Below are 18,619 nucleotides of genomic sequence, written 5' to 3'. Positions count from 1 at the left end.
ATGATTACAAACTAGAAAAAGAGGTGGCGTACATGTTATTCTCTAAAATTTTACTCGCCTATGATGGATCTAAGGCTTCTAATCAAGCATTGGAGCGCGCAATTGAACTCGCAAAAGTAACTCCGGGCTCTACGATGCATGTTGTACACGCATTTGAATTTCCAAGATTTTTTATCGGAGAAGCTCTAGCACCACTACCGGCTTCAGTAAATAAAGAATATTATGATTTAGCAGTGCAGACTACGGAAGAAGTCAAGGGACGCCTTGAGGCTGAAGGCTTGAATGCTGAGGTTGAGCTATTACAAGGATCACCCGCTGAAGTGATTTTGAAATATGCTAAAGAACATGCTATAGATGTAATTGTTATCGGCAGCCGCGGACTTGGCGGAATACGTGAGTTTGTTCTGGGAAGTGTGAGCCACAATGTAGTACAAAGCGCCCGCATTCCAGTGCTGGTAGTAAAATAATATAAAGTTAAAAGGGACGCTTATGGCGTTCCTTTTTTCAAATATAAGAAAGTATATGTTTCAAACTATACTTTATCCTTATATTTCTCGCATAAACGCTAACCGTCATACAGGGACGCCAAAGGCGTTTATACTTGATTATTAAGAAACGAAATGACTAAATTCATATCCAGTAGAGGAATTGTATGTATTTCCATGAAGCCTATTCTACAGTTAAAATAACATCTGTTGTTAGAGCTAATAGTGTACGGAAAGAAGTCTTTATCATCAAAATAAGTGGCTATCGAGAAATTAAATACGCCTAAAAGCGAACGATTATTAATCGGAATTTACCAATGTTCGTGTTTGAGTTGACATCCTGTGTAGGGGATTGTTAAACTGATGTCATGAGCAACTCGTATAAAACCGGGGATATGGCCCGGAAGTTTCTACCCGGGAACCGTAAATTACCGGACTACGAGGAAATAGGATGATAGAATGCGGCAATGCGGTCCGGGTAACGGAATGATGCATTATGCCATTTTCCGCGCTTAATGCAGCCTAATGATAGGCACGCGGATTATTTTTTCCTAATTTCTTTACTAGTCCGATCCTCCCGCAGCAAAATGCGTCTGGTCATCGGGCTTTTTTTATTCGAATTTACAAGATAAAGATATCCATACTAGTGACTGGAAGGTAGGTCGAATCATGTCTGTGCAGGTAGCTGTTATCATGGGCAGTAAATCGGATTGGGATACGATGGAGCACGCTTGTACGGTGCTTGAAGAGCTGGGATTATCTTATGAGAAGAAGGTAGTATCTGCGCACCGGACGCCGGACTTGATGTTCAGCTATGCGGAGGAAGCCGCGGGCCGGGGTATTCGCGTCATTATTGCAGGAGCGGGTGGTGCAGCGCATTTGCCGGGTATGGTGGCAGCAAAGACGATCCTGCCTGTGATTGGAGTGCCAGTGCAGTCGAAGGCGCTTAATGGGCTGGATTCGCTTCTCTCCATCGTGCAGATGCCAGGAGGCATTCCAGTGGCAACGGTAGCCATTGGTAAGGCAGGGGCCATTAATGCAGGCCTCCTGGCTGCACAGATTATCGGAGCATTCGATCCAGAAGTGCAGCAGCGCGCGCAGCTGCGGCGGGATGCGATTCGCGACGAAGTCCTTGAAAGCAGCGACAGCTTATGAGACCGGAGGAGCTGAAGCTGCAGGAGGCTGGCGGCGTTACTTCGCCAGCCGCCATGGATGCGTCCGGCACGGACACCGTCCGGACGCTACTGCCCGGCGCGACCGTCGGTGTGCTCGGCGGCGGGCAGCTCGGGCGCATGATGGCGCTGGCTGGCAGCGCCATGGGCTACCGCTTCGTGGCGCTGGACCCTGCGCCGGATGCGCCTAGCGGTCAAGTCACGCCGCAGATTACAGCGGCGTATAACGACCGGGACGCGGCGCGGGAGCTAGCCCGCCGCTCGGATGTCATCACGTACGAGTTCGAGAACGTCGACGCGGGCGTTGCCGCGCTGCTGACGGAGGAATCGTACGTACCGCAGGGCAGCACGCTGCTGTATACGACGCAGCATCGGCTGCGCGAAAAAGCCGCCATCGAGGCGGCAGGCGTACCCGTCGCCCCGTACCGGAAGGTGGATAGCCTTGCGGAGCTGAAAGTGGCGGCGGCTGAACTTGGACTACCCTGTGTGCTGAAGACAGCCACAGGCGGTTATGACGGCAAGGGACAAGCCGTGATCCGTCAGGTAGAAGAGCTGGAAGAAGCCTTCCGGCAAGTAGCACCCGGAGCCGTTGTGCCGGAGCTGGTGCTTGAGAAGTTTGTAGCTTTTAAGTGTGAAATATCCGTTGTTGCTGCACGCAGTGCTTCTGGTGAGGTTAAAAGCTTCCCACCGTCGGAAAATATTCATGTAAATAATATTTTACATCTGTCCATTGTGCCTGCAAGAGTGGCAGAGGACATTCAGCGGAGAGCATGCGAATTGGCAGAGACATTAATCGCTGGACTTGATGCGGTTGGACTGCTGGCAGTAGAAATGTTCGTCACAGAGGACGGACAATTGTACGTCAATGAGTTAGCACCAAGGCCGCATAACTCCGGGCATTACACCATGGATGCTTGCGCGACTTCACAGTTCGAGCAGCATGTCCGGGCGATTTGTAATCTGCCGCTGGGCGATACAACGCTTTTGACACCTGTAGTTATGGTAAATGTACTAGGCCAGCATTTGGATGGCGCGATTAAAGCGACCTGTACACAGGACGAAAAAGATAATAAGCTGGGTGTTGTACCTAAGCTTCATATATATGGCAAGACTGAGAGTAAGACCGGCCGCAAGATGGGCCATATCAATCTGCTCTGCAAGGATACCGGAGACGGCATGTCCTGGGTGGAGCAATCTAAACTTTGGAGGAACTAAAGAATATGATCGAACGTTACAGCAGACCTGAGATGCGAGCTATTTGGACGGAGGAAAATAAATTCAAAGCGTGGCTGGAAGTTGAGATTTGCGCTTGTGAAGCATGGGCTGAGCTGGGAGTTATCCCGCACGAAGATGCAGCTAAACTGCGTAAAGACGCTAAATTCGACATCGCACGCATTGATGAAATAGAACAAGAGACACGTCATGACGTTATCGCATTTACACGCGCGGTTTCCGAAAGCCTAGGCGCAGAGCGCAAATGGGTTCACTACGGTCTTACTTCTACTGACGTGGTAGATACGGCGCTAGGTTACTTGCTGCGTCAAGCGAATGAAATTCTAGAGAAGGATATCATCAACTTTATTGAGATCCTTAAAGATAAAGCTATTGCTTACAAGGATACACCGATGATGGGCCGTACGCATGGTGTTCATGCCGAGCCCACTACCTTTGGTCTGAAAATGGCTCTATGGTACGAAGAAATGAAACGTAACCTGGAGCGGTTCCGCCATGCTGCGAACGGTGTACAGTTCGGAAAAATCTCCGGTGCCGTTGGTACGTACGCTAACATCGATCCTTTCGTAGAAGAATTCGTTTGCCGCAAGCTCGGCACAAGCCCAGCTCCAATCTCTACACAAACGTTACAGCGTGACCGTCATGCTGAATACATGGCTGCTCTTGCTTTGGTAGCGACATCGTTAGACAAGTTCGCTACTGAAATCCGCGCTCTGCAAAAGAGTGAGATTCGTGAAGTGGAAGAAGCTTTTGCCAAAGGTCAAAAGGGTTCATCCGCTATGCCTCACAAACGGAATCCCATTGGCTGCGAGAACATTTCAGGTCTGTCCCGCGTCATTCGCGGACATATGGTTACAGCTTACGAGAACGTGCCACTCTGGCATGAACGCGATATTTCGCACTCCTCTGTGGAACGTATCATCCTTCCGGATGCGACAATGCTGCTCAACTACATGCTGAACCGTTTCGGAAACATCGTGAAGAACCTGACTGTATTCCCAGAGAATATGAAGCGTAACATGAACCGTACGTTCGGTGTTCCTTTCTCCGGTCGGATCTTGACCAAACTGATCGATAAAGGTCTTAGCCGTGAGCAAGCATACGATACCGTTCAACCGCGTGCTATGCAAGCATGGGAAGAGCAAAAACAATTCCGCGATATCGTGGAAGCTACACCTGAGATCACTAACGTTCTTACCCCAGAAGAAATTGAAGATGCATTTAACCCTTCTTGGCACCTTAAGCATGTGGACACCATCTTCCGCAAGCTAGAGCTTATCTAAAAAAGATAGGTTAGTGGTGAACTAAGGAGTTAGATATAAAGGAAATTGGTCGAATGGTGTAATGGAGAGGAAGTTTGGAACTGTAGAAGCGTTAGCGTTCGCCTTTATGGTTGGATTTCTACCGCGAAGAGCGGTTTAAATCAGGAAATCCAACCATAACAGCGATCGGAAGTCCAAACATTCCTCGGAATTACGCCTTTGAGACCAGTTGCAGTAATCAAGATCATTAGTTCAAGGGAGGAAAGGTCATGACATCGTCGGCCGTATCCACAGCCGTGGAACTCATCAATGCGCCGCTGCTCTATAAAGGGAAGGTTCGTGAACTATACGATTTAGGGGAGAATGTACTGATCGTCGTCACGGATCGGATATCTGCTTTTGACTATGTGCTGGACCCAGCGGTACCTGAAAAGGGCAATGTGCTTAACCGTCTGAGTGCGTTCTGGTTCGGAAAGACCAAAGAGCTAATGGAGAATCATGTCGTTCATATCGATGTGGATCTGCTCGGAGATATCGTTAAGGACAAGGAAGCTCTCAGAAACCGTGTTATGGTGGTACGCAAAGCAGAGCGCATCGATATCGAATGTGTTGTGCGTGGGTGCATCACCGGTGGGGGCTGGAGACAGTATCAAGAAACTGGCAAAGTGAATGGTATTGAGCTTCCTAAGAACTTGCGCAAAAATGCGCTGCTGGCACAGCCAATCTTTACCCCTGCGGCTAAAAACGATGTAGGTCATGATGAGGATATTCCTTTTGAAAAGATGCAGGAGCTAATCGGTGCTGATCTGGCACTCGAGCTGCAGGAGAAGAGCTTGCAATTGTTCTCTTTTGCCAGAGAGTATTGTGCTGAGCGGGGAATCATTCTAGCAGATTGCAAATTTGAATTCGGCTTGCTGGATGGCAAGGTGATTCTGATTGATGAGATTTTTACGCCGGATGCTTCACGTTTCTGGGCCAAGGACAAATACGCTCTTGATATCGAAATTGATAGTATGGATAAAGAACCTGTTCGTACGTATCTATCTGCATCCTCCTGGGATAAAAATAGCAAACCTGATCCACTTCCGCTAGAAGTAGTTGAAGAAACAACGCGCCGTTATCTGGACATTTATCATCGTCTTACTGGCAAGTCTTTATAGCTCAACATTGTGTGTTTACTCATGGGAATAAATGAAGTGTATGTTTTTAAAGCTAGAGTTACTTTTAGTAGAGTTTCAGCTTTCAGAAAGTATATACACATAAAAATTTAGGAGGAACTACAAGCATATGTTAAAAGCGACGGTATATGTCACCATTAAGAAGAGCGTTCTCGATCCACAAGGTGTAGCAGTGCAAGGAGCACTTCATTCGGTAGGTTTTCAAGAAGTTGAAAGTTTGCGTATTGGGAAATATATGGAGCTGACTTTGGACACGGATAACCGTGCTGAAGCAGAACTGCGACTCAAGGAAATGTGCGAAAAGCTACTTGCCAACACGGTGATCGAGGATTACCGCTACGAATTGGAGGACTAAACGACATGAAATTTGCTGTACTTGTCTTCCCAGGCTCTAACTGTGATATTGATTGCTACAAGGCGGTAGAGGACAGTCTCGGCGAACCAGTCGATTATGTGTGGCATACAGCGACAGATTTGTCGGCGTATGATTGCATTTTGGTTCCAGGCGGATTCTCATATGGTGATTACCTGCGCTGCGGCGCGATTTCAAGATTTGCTCCTGTAATGGCTGAAGTTGCTAAAGCAGCAGAGCAAGGTAAATTCGTGCTAGGCATTTGCAATGGGTTCCAAATTCTTACTGAGGCTGGTTTGTTGCCAGGCGCGCTGCGTCGTAACATGTCCATGAAGTTCCGTTGTCATGATACAGTGCTTAAGGTTGTTAATAACGAAACCCCATTTACTATTGATTATGCTAAGGATGAAGAAATCATCATCCCAATCGCTCACGGCGAAGGAAACTATTACTGTGATGAAGAGACTTTAGCAGAACTGAAAGCTAACAATCAGATTGTGTTCACATATAGCGATAATCCTAACGGCTCTGTAGCTGATATTGCGGGTGTTAGTAATGTGCAGGGGAATGTAGTCGGCATGATGCCTCACCCTGAGCGTGCAGCTAACAGCTTGCTCGGATCTGAAGATGGCAAACGAATGTTCACATCTATACTGAAGACTTGGAGGGATCGTCATGACGCAGCAAGTATCCGTTAAGGAACCGACCGCAGAACAGATCGCAGAGCAGAAAATTTACAGCCAATTCGGTGTGTCGGACAGCGAATATGAGCTCATCAAGTCTTTTATGGGACGTTTGCCGAATTATACTGAAATCGGCGTATTCAGCGTAATGTGGTCCGAACACTGTGCATACAAGAACTCTAAGCCATTGTTGAAACGTTTCCCAGTTACTGGACCACGTGTCCTGATGGGACCCGGCGAGGGCGCAGGGATTGTAGATATCGGAGACAACCAAGCGGTTGTATTCAAAATCGAAAGTCATAACCACCCCTCTGCAGTAGAACCTTTTCAAGGCGCGGCAACAGGCGTAGGTGGTATCATTCGTGATATTTTTTCCATGGGCTCAAGACCTATCGCACTGCTGAATTCCTTGCGTTTCGGCAAGCTGGAAAGCGATCGCGTGAAATATTTGTTCGAGCATGTCGTGTCGGGTATTGCTGGTTATGGTAACTGTATCGGGATTCCAACCGTGGGCGGCGAAATCATGTTCGATGATAGCTATGACGGTAACCCGCTTGTTAACGCAATGTGTGTCGGTCTGATTGATCATGATAAAATCCAGCGTGGTGTCGCTAAAGGTGTAGGAAACCCAGTCTTCTACGTAGGTCCTCCTACTGGACGTGATGGGATTCATGGGGCTACTTTTGCATCCGTTGAACTAAGTGAAGAGTCAGAAGCTAAACGTACAGCTGTACAAGTAGGCGATCCATTTATGGAGAAGCTCGTTATGGAATCTTGTCTAGAGTTAATCGACAGCGGCATCGTTATTGGGATTCAGGATATGGGTGCGGCTGGACTTACCTGCTCTAGTGCAGAGATGGCAAGTAAAGCTGGTAATGGTTTGGAGCTGTATCTTGATCAGGTTCCACAACGTGAAGACGGCATGACCCCTTATGAAATGATGCTTTCAGAATCGCAAGAACGGATGTTGTTCGTAGTAGAACCGAAGGATGAAGCTCAGGCGCAAGAGATTTTTGATCGCTGGGGTGTAATCTGCTGTAAGGTCGGTAAAGTAACGGATGATGGTCGCTTGAAGCTGTATCATCACGGCGAGGTTGTTGGCGACATGCCTGTAACAGCGCTCGTGGATGAGTGCCCAGTGTATAACAAACCATCTGAGGTTCCTGCTTATTATGTAGAAAATGAATCGGTAGATACGCTTCGTTACGCGGAAGTTACAGATCTGGGCAGCGCACTGCGTACAGTGCTTGGATCACCAACCGTAGCAAGCAAAGCTTGGGTATACAACCAATATGATTACATGGTTCGGACTAGTACGGCTGTTCGACCTGGATCTGATGCGGCTGTAGTTACCATTCATGGTACACGTAAAGGACTTGCGATGACCACGGACTGTAACGGGCGTTATGTTTATCTTGATCCTGAAGTGGGTGGACGGATTGCAGTCAGCGAAGCGGCTCGTAACATCGTTTGTTCGGGTGCTGAACCGCTTGCTATTACCGATAACCTAAACTTCGGGAACCCTGAGAAACCTGATGTGTTCTGGCAAATGGAGCGTGCGGTTGATGGTATGGCTGAAGCTTGTCGTGTGCTGGATACTCCGGTTATCGGCGGGAATGTCAGTCTTTATAACGAAAATACGACGGGATCCATCTACCCAACACCGGTTGTCGGCATGGTTGGTTTAGTAACGGATACGGATCATATTACGACTCAAGGCTTCAAACAAGAAGGAGATTCCATTCTTCTGCTAGGCGTAACAAAAGCTGAGCTTGGTGGTAGTGAATTTCAATATGCTGTTCATGGTGTAACCGAAGGCCGCCCTCCAGCTTTGGATTTGGCTACTGAGAAAACACTGCTGAGCGCAGTGCTTACCTCGATTCGCGGCGGCCTGGTGCGTTCAGCACATGACTTGTCCGAAGGCGGTCTTGCTGTAGCACTTGCAGAGAGCTGTATCAGTGGTGGTATTGGTGCGAACGTTGAACTTTCTGCTAATGGACTTAGATCCGATGTAGCTTTGTTCAGTGAGAGCCAATCACGTATCGTGCTGACGGCAGCACCTGAACGTGCGGAAGAGCTGAAAGCAGCGATTGCTGCAAGCGGCGTTCCAGTGGAAATCATCGGAACTGTAGGTGGAGACAGACTGCGCGTGAATCTGGACGGTGCATCCGTATTAGATGAAGCTGTAGCAGAATTGAAATTCGTTTGGGAGGATGCTATTCCATGTCTTATGAAATAAAGACCGGGAAAGAGCAGGAGACTCCTATCCTGTGGACTGGTGACTTTTACAATGAAGGAACGGGCTCGGGAGATATTTTTGACACATTAAAAGAAGAATGCGGCGTTTTCGGGGTCTTCGGACACCCGGAAGCGGCGTCCATGTCTTATTACGGCTTGCACGCCTTACAGCACCGTGGGGAAGAAAGTGCGGGCATCTGCGTAGCAGATGGTCGTGATTTCAACTATCACCGCGGAATGGGGTTAGTAAAAGAAGTATTCGACAAGGACAAAATTGCCTCACTGGTTGGAGACATGTCCATCGGGCATGTACGTTATTCCACCAGCGGAGACAGCCGCTTAACTAATGCACAGCCGCTCGTATTCAAATATCGTGACGGTGATTTGGCGATTGCTACAAACGGTAACATAGTAAATGAACCGTTGATTCGTAAACAGCTTGAGCAAAGCGGATCGATCTTCCAAACCACAAGTGATACAGAAGTGCTGGCGCATCTGATTGCACGTTCGTCTAAGGATTTTGTTGAAGCGGCTAAGGATGCGCTAAAACAACTGGTTGGCGGATTTGCTTTTCTGCTTATGACGAATGACAAATTAATTGTCGCTTCGGATTCCCATGGTTTGCGTCCGCTTGTAATGGGACGGATCGGCGACGCCTATATTTTTGCTTCCGAATCTTGCGCCTTAGAAGTTATCGGAGCACAGTTAGTACGCGATATCGAACCTGGCGAACTGCTCGTGCTTGATAAAAATGGCCTGTTAGAGGACCGTTTTACCGAGCCAAAACGTAAAGCGCTATGCGCGATGGAGTATATTTACTTCTCTCGCCCAGACAGTGATATGAATGGCGCTAACCTGCACACCGCCCGTAAGCGGATGGGTAGCCGAATGGCATTAGAAGCTTTCGTAGATGCTGACCTCGTAACTGGTGTACCGGATTCAAGTATCTCGGCAGCGATTGGATTTGCGGAACAGACGGGCATTCCTTATGAGCTTGGGCTCATTAAGAATAAGTATACAGGCCGGACCTTCATCCAGCCGAGCCAAGAGCTGCGTGAGCAAGGTGTGAAAATGAAGCTAAGCGCCGTGCGCAGTGTGGTCGATGGCAAACGTGTTGTCATGATCGATGATTCCATCGTGCGTGGAACAACTTCACGGCGTATCGTCAATTTGCTCCGCGAAGCGGGAGCCGTAGAGGTTCATGTGCGGATTACATCGCCGCCCTTCAAGAATCCTTGCTTCTACGGCATTGATACCCCAGACCGCCGCGATCTCATCGCGTCGTACAAGTCCATTGCGGAAATGTGCGAAGAGATTAATGCCGATTCCTTGGCATTCTTGTCACCGGAGGGCTTAATCACTTCCATTGGTGGTCACAACAAAGATGATTACAAAGGCGGGCTATGCCTTTCCTGCTTCGATAATGATTACCCGACGCAGGTTGATTTTGGCGGGGCGGAAAAAGATGGCTGCAGCTGCTAGATTAGGTCCATCCCCCTAAGTCCCCCTTGCTAAGGGGGATTCCGAAGGGCTCTGCCCTCCGGCCACCCGAAAGCTCGGCGGTAGGAGTTTGGTGTTAACTTGCTAAGAGGGTGTGGGTATTGGTGCTCGCTTTGTCCATGTGTGCTTCGCACGGTCGGGACACGCTTTACGGCGTTCCGCCCCCCGGCTGCTTATCGTCGCCGGGACTGGCTCACCAAGCTGTCGCTAGTCTAGCTAAGGTAGGCGCTCCGCTGCGCCCAAAGCGCCAAGAGCAGTTCACCAAGCTCGTCCCTGTTTGCTGCGCAAATGCGGAACCCGCTAGTCTCGCTAAGGAAGGCGCTCGGCTGCGCCAAAAGCGCCAAGAGCAGCTCGCCAAGCTCGTCCCTGTTTGCTGCGCAAATGCAGGACCCGCTTGTTTCGCTTAAGGAGGTGCATGGCGCAGCTCATGCACCGAGGTCTTGAGGTCCGTGTGCAAGGCGCGCACTGCGGCTTGCAGTAGGGTGAAAGCGTTGGTTGGAGGGAGTTATGGAGAGGAAGTTTGGAACTGTAGAAGCGTTAGCGTTCGCCTTTATGTTTGGATTTCTACCGCGATGAGCGGTTTAAATCAGGAAATCCAAACATAACAGCGATCGGAAGTCCAAACATTCCTCGTAATAACTCCAATAACCACCAATGAAGTTAGTCCCGAATGCGCCCAAACGCGCTCTAAACTATTAAAAGATGAGGTGTCCCAAGTGTCGGAAGCTTATAAAAACGCCGGAGTGGATATTGCGGCTGGTAACGAAGCGGTAGAACGCATGAAAAAGCACGTAAAACGTACTTACCGTCCAGAAGTAATGACGGATCTTGGTGGGTTCGGAGCGCTGTTTGGCCTCAATAAAGATAAATATGAAGAGCCAGTGCTCGTATCGGGAACTGATGGTGTAGGCACGAAGCTTAAGATCGCGTTCGCTGCGGATCGCCATGACACGATTGGGATCGACGCTGTAGCTATGTGCGTGAACGACATTGTAGTGCAAGGCGCGGAGCCGCTATTTTTCCTCGATTATCTGGCTTGCGACAAAGTCGTACCGGAGAAAATCGAAGCGATCGTAGCAGGAATCGCAGAGGGCTGTCACCAAGCAGGTTGTGCGCTGATTGGCGGCGAAACGGCTGAAATGCCGGGCATGTATTCAGCGGGTGAGTATGATATCGCTGGATTCACAGTTGGCGTTGCTGACAAAGCGAAGCTGGTAACAGGTGCTAACATCGCTGCTGGAGACACAGTGATTGGTTTAGCTTCTAGCGGCGTGCACAGCAACGGCTTCTCACTGGTGCGTAAGCTTTTGCTTGAGGAAGATGGCTATGGCCTGAATGATGTGCTTCCGGAGCTTGGAGCTCCGCTTGTGGATGTACTTCTTGCACCAACTAAGATTTATGTGAAGCCTTTGCTGGCGCTCTTGGAGCAGCTTCCGGTGAAAGGGATGGCACATATTACGGGGGGCGGATTCATCGAGAATATCCCGCGCGTATTGCCTGACGGTGTAGATGTGGAGATTAATTACGGATCGTGGCCGATTCTGCCGATCTTCGGATTGATGCAGAACAAAGGAAACGTAAGCAACCGTGATATGTTTACTACTTTTAATATGGGAATTGGACTTGTTCTGGTAGTAAGTAGCGCTGATGGAGAACATGCTCTTGAACTGCTCAAAGCGAGCGGAGAAGAGGCTTTTATCATTGGTAAAGTGACAGAAGGGGAACGCAAAGTAACCTTTACTGGAGCTGAAGTGTGATGCAATTGAGTCGAATCGCTGTTTTTGCTTCTGGGCAAGGCAGTAATTTTGCTGCACTGATCGATGCACAGAGAGCAGGCTTGCTTGGTGATGGCAATATTGAGTTGCTTGTATCCGACAAGCCAGAGGCACCTGTAGCTAAGCGAGCGGAGGATGCGGGCATTCCCTCCCTCTTGCTGCGGCCAAAAGACTTCGCCAGCCGTGAACTCTACGAAGCAGAGATTGTAGCAGAGCTTCAGCGGCGAGAAATCGGGCTGGTTGTGCTGGCAGGATACATGCGTCTTATTACGCCAGTGCTTTTAACGCCGTATGCTGGACGAATTATTAACATTCATCCATCGCTGCTGCCTGCTTTTGCAGGAAAAGATGCAATCGGACAAGCGCTGGATTATGGCGTGAAGCTGACGGGTGTTACTGTGCATTTTGTCGATGGAGGTATGGATACCGGGCCTGTTATTGCTCAGCGCAGCGTAGCCCTGCAGGATAACGACACGGCGGATTCATTGGCAGAACGTATTCATAAGGTTGAGTATGAGCTGTATCCCGAAGTGGTTGGCGCTTTTGCCAGCGGGAAAGTGGAACTGAGTGGAAGAAAGACGATTATCCGCGAAAAGTAAGCTGCACCGCAGCCATTCGAAGTTTTGGATCGACATTTGGTGACAGACCGAGATGTTTCAGGGTATTTCTCGGGAAATATTGCATAAGCGGCGTTATGTGTCGCGTTGTGGGTTTTCTTCATATTAAATCGCACGTACAACCTGAAGGAGGACTATTCAAAGTGAGTATCAAAAGAGCGCTAGTCAGCGTATCGGATAAACAAGGTATCGTGGATTTTTGCCGCGAGTTGTCTGCATTAGGCGTAGAAATTATCTCTACAGGTGGAACAAGCACGCTTTTGGCTAAAGAAGGTGTTCCAGTTATCGGGATTTCCGATGTGACAGGATTCCCAGAAATCATGGACGGACGTGTCAAAACCTTGCACCCTGCTGTACACAGTGGATTGCTTGCGGTTCGTGATAACGAGGAGCACACGCGTCAAATGAAGGAGCTTGGTCTGGACTACATCGATCTGGTTGTTGTGAATCTGTATCCGTTCGCGGAAACGATCGCAAAACCTGACGTATCTTACGAGGAAGCCATCGAGAATATCGATATCGGCGGACCTACGATGCTGCGTTCTGCGGCGAAGAACCATGCTTTTGTGAGTGTAGTGGTGGATGCTAATGACTACGCTACTGTACTTGAAGAGGTTCGCGCAGGTGGAGATACAACGCTAGAAACACGCAAACGTCTTGCGGCAAAAGTGTTCCGTCATACGGCGGCTTACGATGCCTTAATTTCCGATTATTTGGCTAACGTTACTGGCGAGCCTCTGCCAGAGCGCTACACCGTGACTTATGAGAAAATTCAGGATCTGCGTTATGGCGAGAATCCGCATCAAAAAGCGGCGTTCTATCGCAAGCCATTGGCGGCACTGGATACACTCACTGCGGCTGAACAATTGCATGGCAAAGAGTTGTCTTATAACAATATCAACGATGCTAACGCAGCACTGCAAATCGTGAAAGAATTTGAAGAGCCTGCTGTCGTAGCGGTTAAACATATGAACCCTTGTGGTGTAGGTGTTGGTGAAAGTGTATACGAAGCTTATCAAAAAGCTTACAACGCGGATCCAACTTCTATCTTTGGTGGGATTGTAGCAGCAAACCGGATTATTGATGCAGACACAGCGAACCTGCTGAAAGATATTTTCCTCGAAATCGTGTTGGCACCAGGCTTTACGGAAGAAGCACTGGAAATCCTTACGAAGAAAAAGAATCTCCGTTTGCTCAAAATCGGTAACCTTAGTACGGCTAGTGCGCGTAAGAGCAGCTTTGTAGTTACCTCTATTGATGGAGGAATGGTTGTACAGGAGAGCGATGTGCACTCTGTGAACCCAGATGATCTACAAGTCGTTACGGACCGTAAACCAACCGAGGAAGAATTGAAACAATTGTTGTTCGGATGGAAAGTAGTTAAGCATGTGAAATCTAATGCGATTGTGCTGGCTGCTGATGATATGACCGTTGGCGTAGGTGCAGGACAGATGAATCGCGTTGGTGCAGCTAAAATTGCAATCGAACAAGCTGGTGAAAAATCTAAGGGAGCCGTACTCGCTTCCGACGCGTTCTTCCCAATGGGCGATACGCTTGAAATGGCAGCAAAAGCAGGAATCACTGCAGTGATTCAGCCAGGCGGCTCCATTAAAGACGAAGAGTCAATTAAGGTCGCTAATGAGTATGGTATTGCTATGGTCTTCACAGGCGTCCGTCATTTCAAACACTAGAGCACTGGGAGGATCATATTCGGATGGATATTTTAGTGGTTGGCGGCGGCGGCCGGGAACATGCGATGATTTGGAGTCTATCCCAAAGCCCAAAGGCAGGTAAAATCTATTGCGCACCCGGCAACGCCGGGATTGCGCAGTTAGCCGAATGTGTGCCGATCGGAGTATTTGAGTTCGATCGTCTGACGACTTTTGCGAAAGAGAAGGAAGTAGGTCTTGTTGTAATCGGTCCAGATGATCCACTCGCTGCTGGGATTGTGGATGCTTTTGAAGCACAGGATATTCCTGTGTTTGGCCCACGCAAGAATGCGGCGGAGATCGAAGGCAGCAAAACCTTTATGAAGGATCTTTTGCATAAATATAATATTCCGACAGCAGCCTATGAGAAGTTCGACAACTATGAAGCTGCGCTAACTTATTTGCGGGAACAGCCGCTTCCGATCGTAATCAAGGCAGATGGTCTGGCTGCAGGAAAAGGCGTGACGGTTGCCTATTCGTTGGAAGAAGCAGAGCAAGCACTCGCTGATATTATGGTCACTAAGGTATTCGGTGAAGCAGGCGCTCAGGTTGTTATTGAGGAATTTCTAGCTGGACAGGAAATGTCGATTCTGGCTTTTGTCGATGGAGAGACGGTACGTCCTATGGCTGCTGCCCAGGATCATAAGCCCGTATTTGATGGGGATAAAGGTCCTAATACCGGCGGAATGGGTACCTATTCGCCTTTACCACATATTGATGAGGCTATTATCCAAGAAGCGATCGAGACCATCATTAAGCCGACGGCAAAAGCTATGGTGGACGAAGGTCGTCCCTTTAGCGGTGTACTATTTGCGGGACTGATGATTTCTCCAGAGGGTAAACCAAAGACGATTGAGTTTAATGCTCGTTTCGGTGATCCTGAGACTCAGGTCGTGTTGCCTAGACTCAAGAGCGACTTGCTAGAAATCTTTCTGGCAGTCACAGAGGGCAGACTTGCAGATATCGACATTGAATGGAGCGACGAAGCGGCTGTATGCGTAGTTCTCGCTTCGGGAGGATATCCAGGCCCTTATCCAAAGGGTGTACCAATTGAAGGTCTTGAAGACAGCCAAGGAGGGCTGATCTTCCATGCTGGTACGGCGCGTGGTGAAGACGGAAGCTGGGTGACGAATGGTGGTCGGGTACTAGGCGTGGTAGGCCTAGGTGCTACGATTGCTGAAGCTCGTGTTGCAGCTTACGCTAGAGCCGAAGGAATTTCTTTTTCCGGAAAACAAAGCCGCAGCGACATCGCTATGAAAGCTTTGGTATAAGGATAAAGAACTGTATCTAGCATTTTTTGCGCTTAAAGTCCTAAAAAAGGACTGACAAGTGATAGAAGAAGTGCTATAATACTACACGTACGGGGGAAAATGTGCGGATATATACAGATAAGGGTCTTTCCGATCATGGGAAGGCCCTTTTAAATCGGAGTCCTTCAGACTTTGTGAAGTAACCTTATAAAGGATGCCTCGTGCCTGGAAATGATGATACTTATAGTGCATACTAGCGATACGCTTATGGCGAATGGCTACTCACAGATTTAAGGAGGAATTCGTTTTGAGTAAGATTGGAAGAAATGATATGTGTCCTTGCGGAAGCGGGAAAAAATATAAGAAATGCTGCCTTGGTAAAGAAACTTCTGCAGTAGAGTCCATCATGCAACTTGTAAACAAGGAAGAAGCGGCAGCTAGCGAGACTGTGGCTGAGAAACAGGAGCCCGTAGCACAACCTGAAGTGAAGCTAACTCTTGCTACGCTCAGAAAAAAAGTGTCACGTGATCTGAATTGGGAGCATCCAGCACATGAACAACTGGCGCTGCACCTTATTGAGAGCATGAGAGAAAGCTATGATAGAGAGCTTATTTGGGAAGCTCTAGTTCTGTGGAATGGTTATTCCCGTAAGACTAAGCCTGCTGTGAAGAAAATGGGCTCTTTCTGCGCGGCGATCGAATTTATTTTGTCTGAGGAATATGGCTTCTCCCTAACACAAGCGGATCTTGCTACCAAACATGAGGTTACTACGCCTACCATCTCTAGAAAAGTCAAAGAGATGCTCAATTACATTGAGGAATACGGTATGGGTGGTGCGGAAGAAGAATTACTTTTGCTGAATATCTCAGGCAGTCCGAAGGATCAGGAGCAAGCACTATTACAAAAGGCTATGCAAACCAATTCATCCAACCGCCGGATACAGTTAGCTGAAGCCGCATTAGAGGTTTATCCGGACAGTCCGGATGCGTATCTCATTTTGGCTGAGGAAGCAGAGAATGAAGCAGATGCTCGTGCTTTTCTAAAAGCAGGGATGGATGCAGGTGAACGTGAGCTTGGAGAAGCCTTTTTCGCTGAGAACAAAGGACATTTCTGGGACCTCCACGAGACTCGTCCATACATTCGAATTTGCAAAAGCTACGCCGACTCTTGTTGGTTTAGCGGAAATGCAGAAGAAGCACAAAAAGTACTTGAGCACATTTTAGAGCTGAATCCTGAAGATAACACTGGTGCGCGTTACCTTTTAACGGCTGCGTATCTCTACACCAACAAGCTCAAGAAGACAGAAAAGGTGCTGGAAAAGTTCGGAAATGATGCAGCGGCGACAGTAGCTTACGACCGGATGGTCTTAGAATATAAGAAGAATGGGATTACTTCCCAACTGAAAATGTTGTACCGCGTAGCGCGGAATGTGAACAAGCATGTGCCGGATTATTTGTTAGGGATCAAAAGATTGCCGCATAACCTTCCGGATTTTGTGGGAATGGGCGACGCTAATGAAGCTATCGAATATGTGATTGTACACTCGCGTTTGTGGACAAGCCTACCTGATCTGCTGAAGTGGATGCTGAAGCAACAGGATTAGTAGAATTCAGATCTTGGACGGACATGAACTTAAAGAGGCTATGGGAGATTCCTGTAGTCTCTTTTTTTTAAAATATAAGAATTTATTTGTTTCACGTTATAAATTACCTTATATTTCTCGCATAAACGCTTACCGTCCTTATAGGGACGATGAAGGCGTTTTTGCATGTATAAGAAAGTATAAGATTTGCATCAATAATTGTATTGCATACAGCGGACAATGCTTGAAAAAATGTCTTTGGGAGAGTATGTTTACAAGAAGTAGAATGAATAGATGATAGTGAGGCGAGAGGGTTATGAGAGAAGAGGAAGACCGAATCGTAGGAATGGAAGATATCGTACGGGCTCATCACGTACTGCGGGAGGTCATCATCCGGACTCCACTACAGCGTGACGCCGTACTATCGGCCAAGTATGATTGCGATGTATATTTGAAGCGCGAAGATTTGCAGATTGTCCGTTCTTTTAAAATCCGCGGAGCTTATAATATGATTCGTAGTCTATCCGCAGAAGATAGAGCCAAAGGTATTGTCTGCGCGAGTGCAGGAAATCACGCACAAGGTGTAGCCTATTCCTGTAAGGCACTTGGGATTAAGGGCAAGGTCTATATGCCAAGCACAACACCTAACCAGAAGGTTAAGCAAGTTCGACGGTTCGGCGGTGAGTTTGTTGAGGTCATTCTGAAGGGTGATACCTTCGATGATGCTTATGATGAAGCGCTGCAAGCTTGTATAGACCATGGTATGACGTTGATCCACCCGTTTGATGAGCCGAGAATTATTGCAGGCAATGGAACGATAGCGATGGAAGTGATGGAGAATCTGGACCACCCTGCGGATTTTATGTTCGTAACGATTGGTGGGGGCGGCCTGGCAGCAGGAATAGCCACTTATGTGAAGACGGTGAGTCCATCCACTAAGTTGATTGGTGTGGAACCGCTTGGTGCTGCTTCAATGACTGAAGCAATTAAGCTTGGAGAAGTGGTAACGCTAAAAGAAATTAACAAGTTCGTGGACGGAGCGGCTGTAAAGCGCGTTGGCGGACTGACTTATGATATTTGTTCCCGGCATCTGGATGACATCGTGATGGTACCTGAAGGTAAGGCTTGTACCACCATTCTGGAGCTGTATAACGAGAACGCTATAGTAGTTGAGCCAGCCGGTTCCTTACCTATCGCAGCACTTGATCAATACCGTGATCAAATCCGCGGGAAGACGGTCGTCTGTATCATAAGTGGGGGTAACAACGATATTGACCGTATGCAGGAGATCAAAGAGCGGTCACTGATTTACGAAGGCTTAAAGCACTACTTCATGGTGAACTTCCCACAACGGGCAGGTGCCCTGCGTGAGTTCTTGGACGAAATCCTCGGCCCAGAGGATGACATTACCCGTTTCGAGTACATCAAGAAGCATGATAAAGAGAATGGTCCCGCGCTTGTAGGCATAGAGCTATTGTCCATTGAAGCTTATGAACCACTTATCGAACGGATGCAGCAGAAGGGTGTAGATTATGTAGAAATCAATAAGGATTCCAATCTCTTTAACATCCTTATTTAATTTC

At 48.1% G+C, this 18,619-nt stretch carries 15 protein-coding genes and 1 riboswitch; all 15 genes read left to right on the top strand.

The annotated features are described in order from the left end of the window. The first annotated feature begins 32 nt into the window (after window positions 1–32). The gene (locus MKX60_RS00685; RefSeq protein WP_042184737.1) at window positions 33–467 is read left to right on the top strand and encodes a universal stress protein; all 435 of its coding nucleotides are present in this window, start codon (window positions 33–35) and stop codon (window positions 465–467) included. A 375-nt stretch (window positions 468–842) separates the two neighbouring features. Then, a riboswitch (purine riboswitch) is annotated at window positions 843–944 on the top strand. A gap of 210 nt (window positions 945–1,154) precedes the next feature. Further along, the gene (gene purE / locus MKX60_RS00680; protein WP_060626906.1) at window positions 1,155–1,640 is read left to right on the top strand and encodes a 5-(carboxyamino)imidazole ribonucleotide mutase; all 486 of its coding nucleotides are present in this window, start codon (window positions 1,155–1,157) and stop codon (window positions 1,638–1,640) included. 53 nt (window positions 1,641–1,693) lie between these two features. After that, entirely contained in the window at window positions 1,694–2,872 is a 1,179-nt protein-coding gene (gene purK / locus MKX60_RS00675) for a 5-(carboxyamino)imidazole ribonucleotide synthase (RefSeq protein WP_076300320.1), read from the top strand. Between the two features lie 5 nt (window positions 2,873–2,877). Continuing rightward, window positions 2,878–4,173 carry an adenylosuccinate lyase gene (purB, locus tag MKX60_RS00670; protein ID WP_042124027.1) on the top strand — a complete coding sequence of 432 codons (1,296 nt, stop codon included), beginning with the start codon at window positions 2,878–2,880 and terminating at the stop codon, window positions 4,171–4,173. 248 nt (window positions 4,174–4,421) lie between these two features. Further along, entirely contained in the window at window positions 4,422–5,312 is an 891-nt protein-coding gene (locus MKX60_RS00665) for a phosphoribosylaminoimidazolesuccinocarboxamide synthase (protein WP_076286947.1), read from the top strand. A gap of 127 nt (window positions 5,313–5,439) precedes the next feature. Next, window positions 5,440–5,685, top strand: coding sequence for a phosphoribosylformylglycinamidine synthase subunit PurS (gene purS / locus MKX60_RS00660; RefSeq protein WP_339244715.1), 246 nt, complete (start codon window positions 5,440–5,442; stop codon window positions 5,683–5,685). A gap of 5 nt (window positions 5,686–5,690) precedes the next feature. Further along, window positions 5,691–6,380 carry a phosphoribosylformylglycinamidine synthase subunit PurQ gene (gene purQ / locus MKX60_RS00655; RefSeq protein WP_042124034.1) on the top strand — a complete coding sequence of 230 codons (690 nt, stop codon included), beginning with the start codon at window positions 5,691–5,693 and terminating at the stop codon, window positions 6,378–6,380. After that, on the top strand, window positions 6,358–8,604 hold the full coding sequence (gene purL, locus MKX60_RS00650) for a phosphoribosylformylglycinamidine synthase subunit PurL (RefSeq protein WP_341058852.1): 2,247 nt from the start codon (window positions 6,358–6,360) through the stop codon (window positions 8,602–8,604). Before purQ ends, purL begins: the two co-directional genes overlap by 23 nt. Beyond that, window positions 8,589–10,085 carry an amidophosphoribosyltransferase gene (purF, locus tag MKX60_RS00645; protein ID WP_076286945.1) on the top strand — a complete coding sequence of 499 codons (1,497 nt, stop codon included), beginning with the start codon at window positions 8,589–8,591 and terminating at the stop codon, window positions 10,083–10,085. The genes purL and purF overlap by 16 nt, the downstream gene beginning before the upstream one ends. 734 nt (window positions 10,086–10,819) lie before the next feature. Beyond that, complete coding sequence (gene purM, locus MKX60_RS00640) at window positions 10,820–11,860, top strand: phosphoribosylformylglycinamidine cyclo-ligase (protein ID WP_042184751.1); 1,041 nt, start codon at window positions 10,820–10,822, stop codon at window positions 11,858–11,860. Next, complete coding sequence (gene purN / locus MKX60_RS00635) at window positions 11,860–12,477, top strand: phosphoribosylglycinamide formyltransferase (protein ID WP_341058851.1); 618 nt, start codon at window positions 11,860–11,862, stop codon at window positions 12,475–12,477. Before purM ends, purN begins: the two co-directional genes overlap by 1 nt. A 161-nt stretch (window positions 12,478–12,638) precedes the next feature. Further along, window positions 12,639–14,186 carry a bifunctional phosphoribosylaminoimidazolecarboxamide formyltransferase/IMP cyclohydrolase gene (gene purH / locus MKX60_RS00630; RefSeq protein WP_076121669.1) on the top strand — a complete coding sequence of 516 codons (1,548 nt, stop codon included), beginning with the start codon at window positions 12,639–12,641 and terminating at the stop codon, window positions 14,184–14,186. A 23-nt stretch (window positions 14,187–14,209) separates the two neighbouring features. Continuing rightward, entirely contained in the window at window positions 14,210–15,475 is a 1,266-nt protein-coding gene (gene purD / locus MKX60_RS00625; protein ID WP_341058850.1) for a phosphoribosylamine--glycine ligase, read from the top strand. 286 nt (window positions 15,476–15,761) lie between these two features. Beyond that, window positions 15,762–17,057: an SEC-C metal-binding domain-containing protein gene (locus MKX60_RS00620; protein WP_076286939.1), complete on the top strand. Its 1,296-nt coding sequence runs from the start codon at window positions 15,762–15,764 to the stop codon at window positions 17,055–17,057. A gap of 295 nt (window positions 17,058–17,352) precedes the next feature. After that, window positions 17,353–18,615, top strand: coding sequence for a threonine ammonia-lyase IlvA (gene ilvA, locus MKX60_RS00615; protein WP_042184762.1), 1,263 nt, complete (start codon window positions 17,353–17,355; stop codon window positions 18,613–18,615). Window positions 18,616–18,619: the final 4 nt, after the last annotated feature.

The organism is Paenibacillus sp. FSL R5-0914 (genome assembly GCF_038004525.1).
Lineage (GTDB): Bacteria > Bacillota > Bacilli > Paenibacillales > Paenibacillaceae > Paenibacillus_AQ.
Note: the sequence above shows the minus strand (reverse complement) of the source record. Positions and strands in the feature narration are given on the sequence as shown.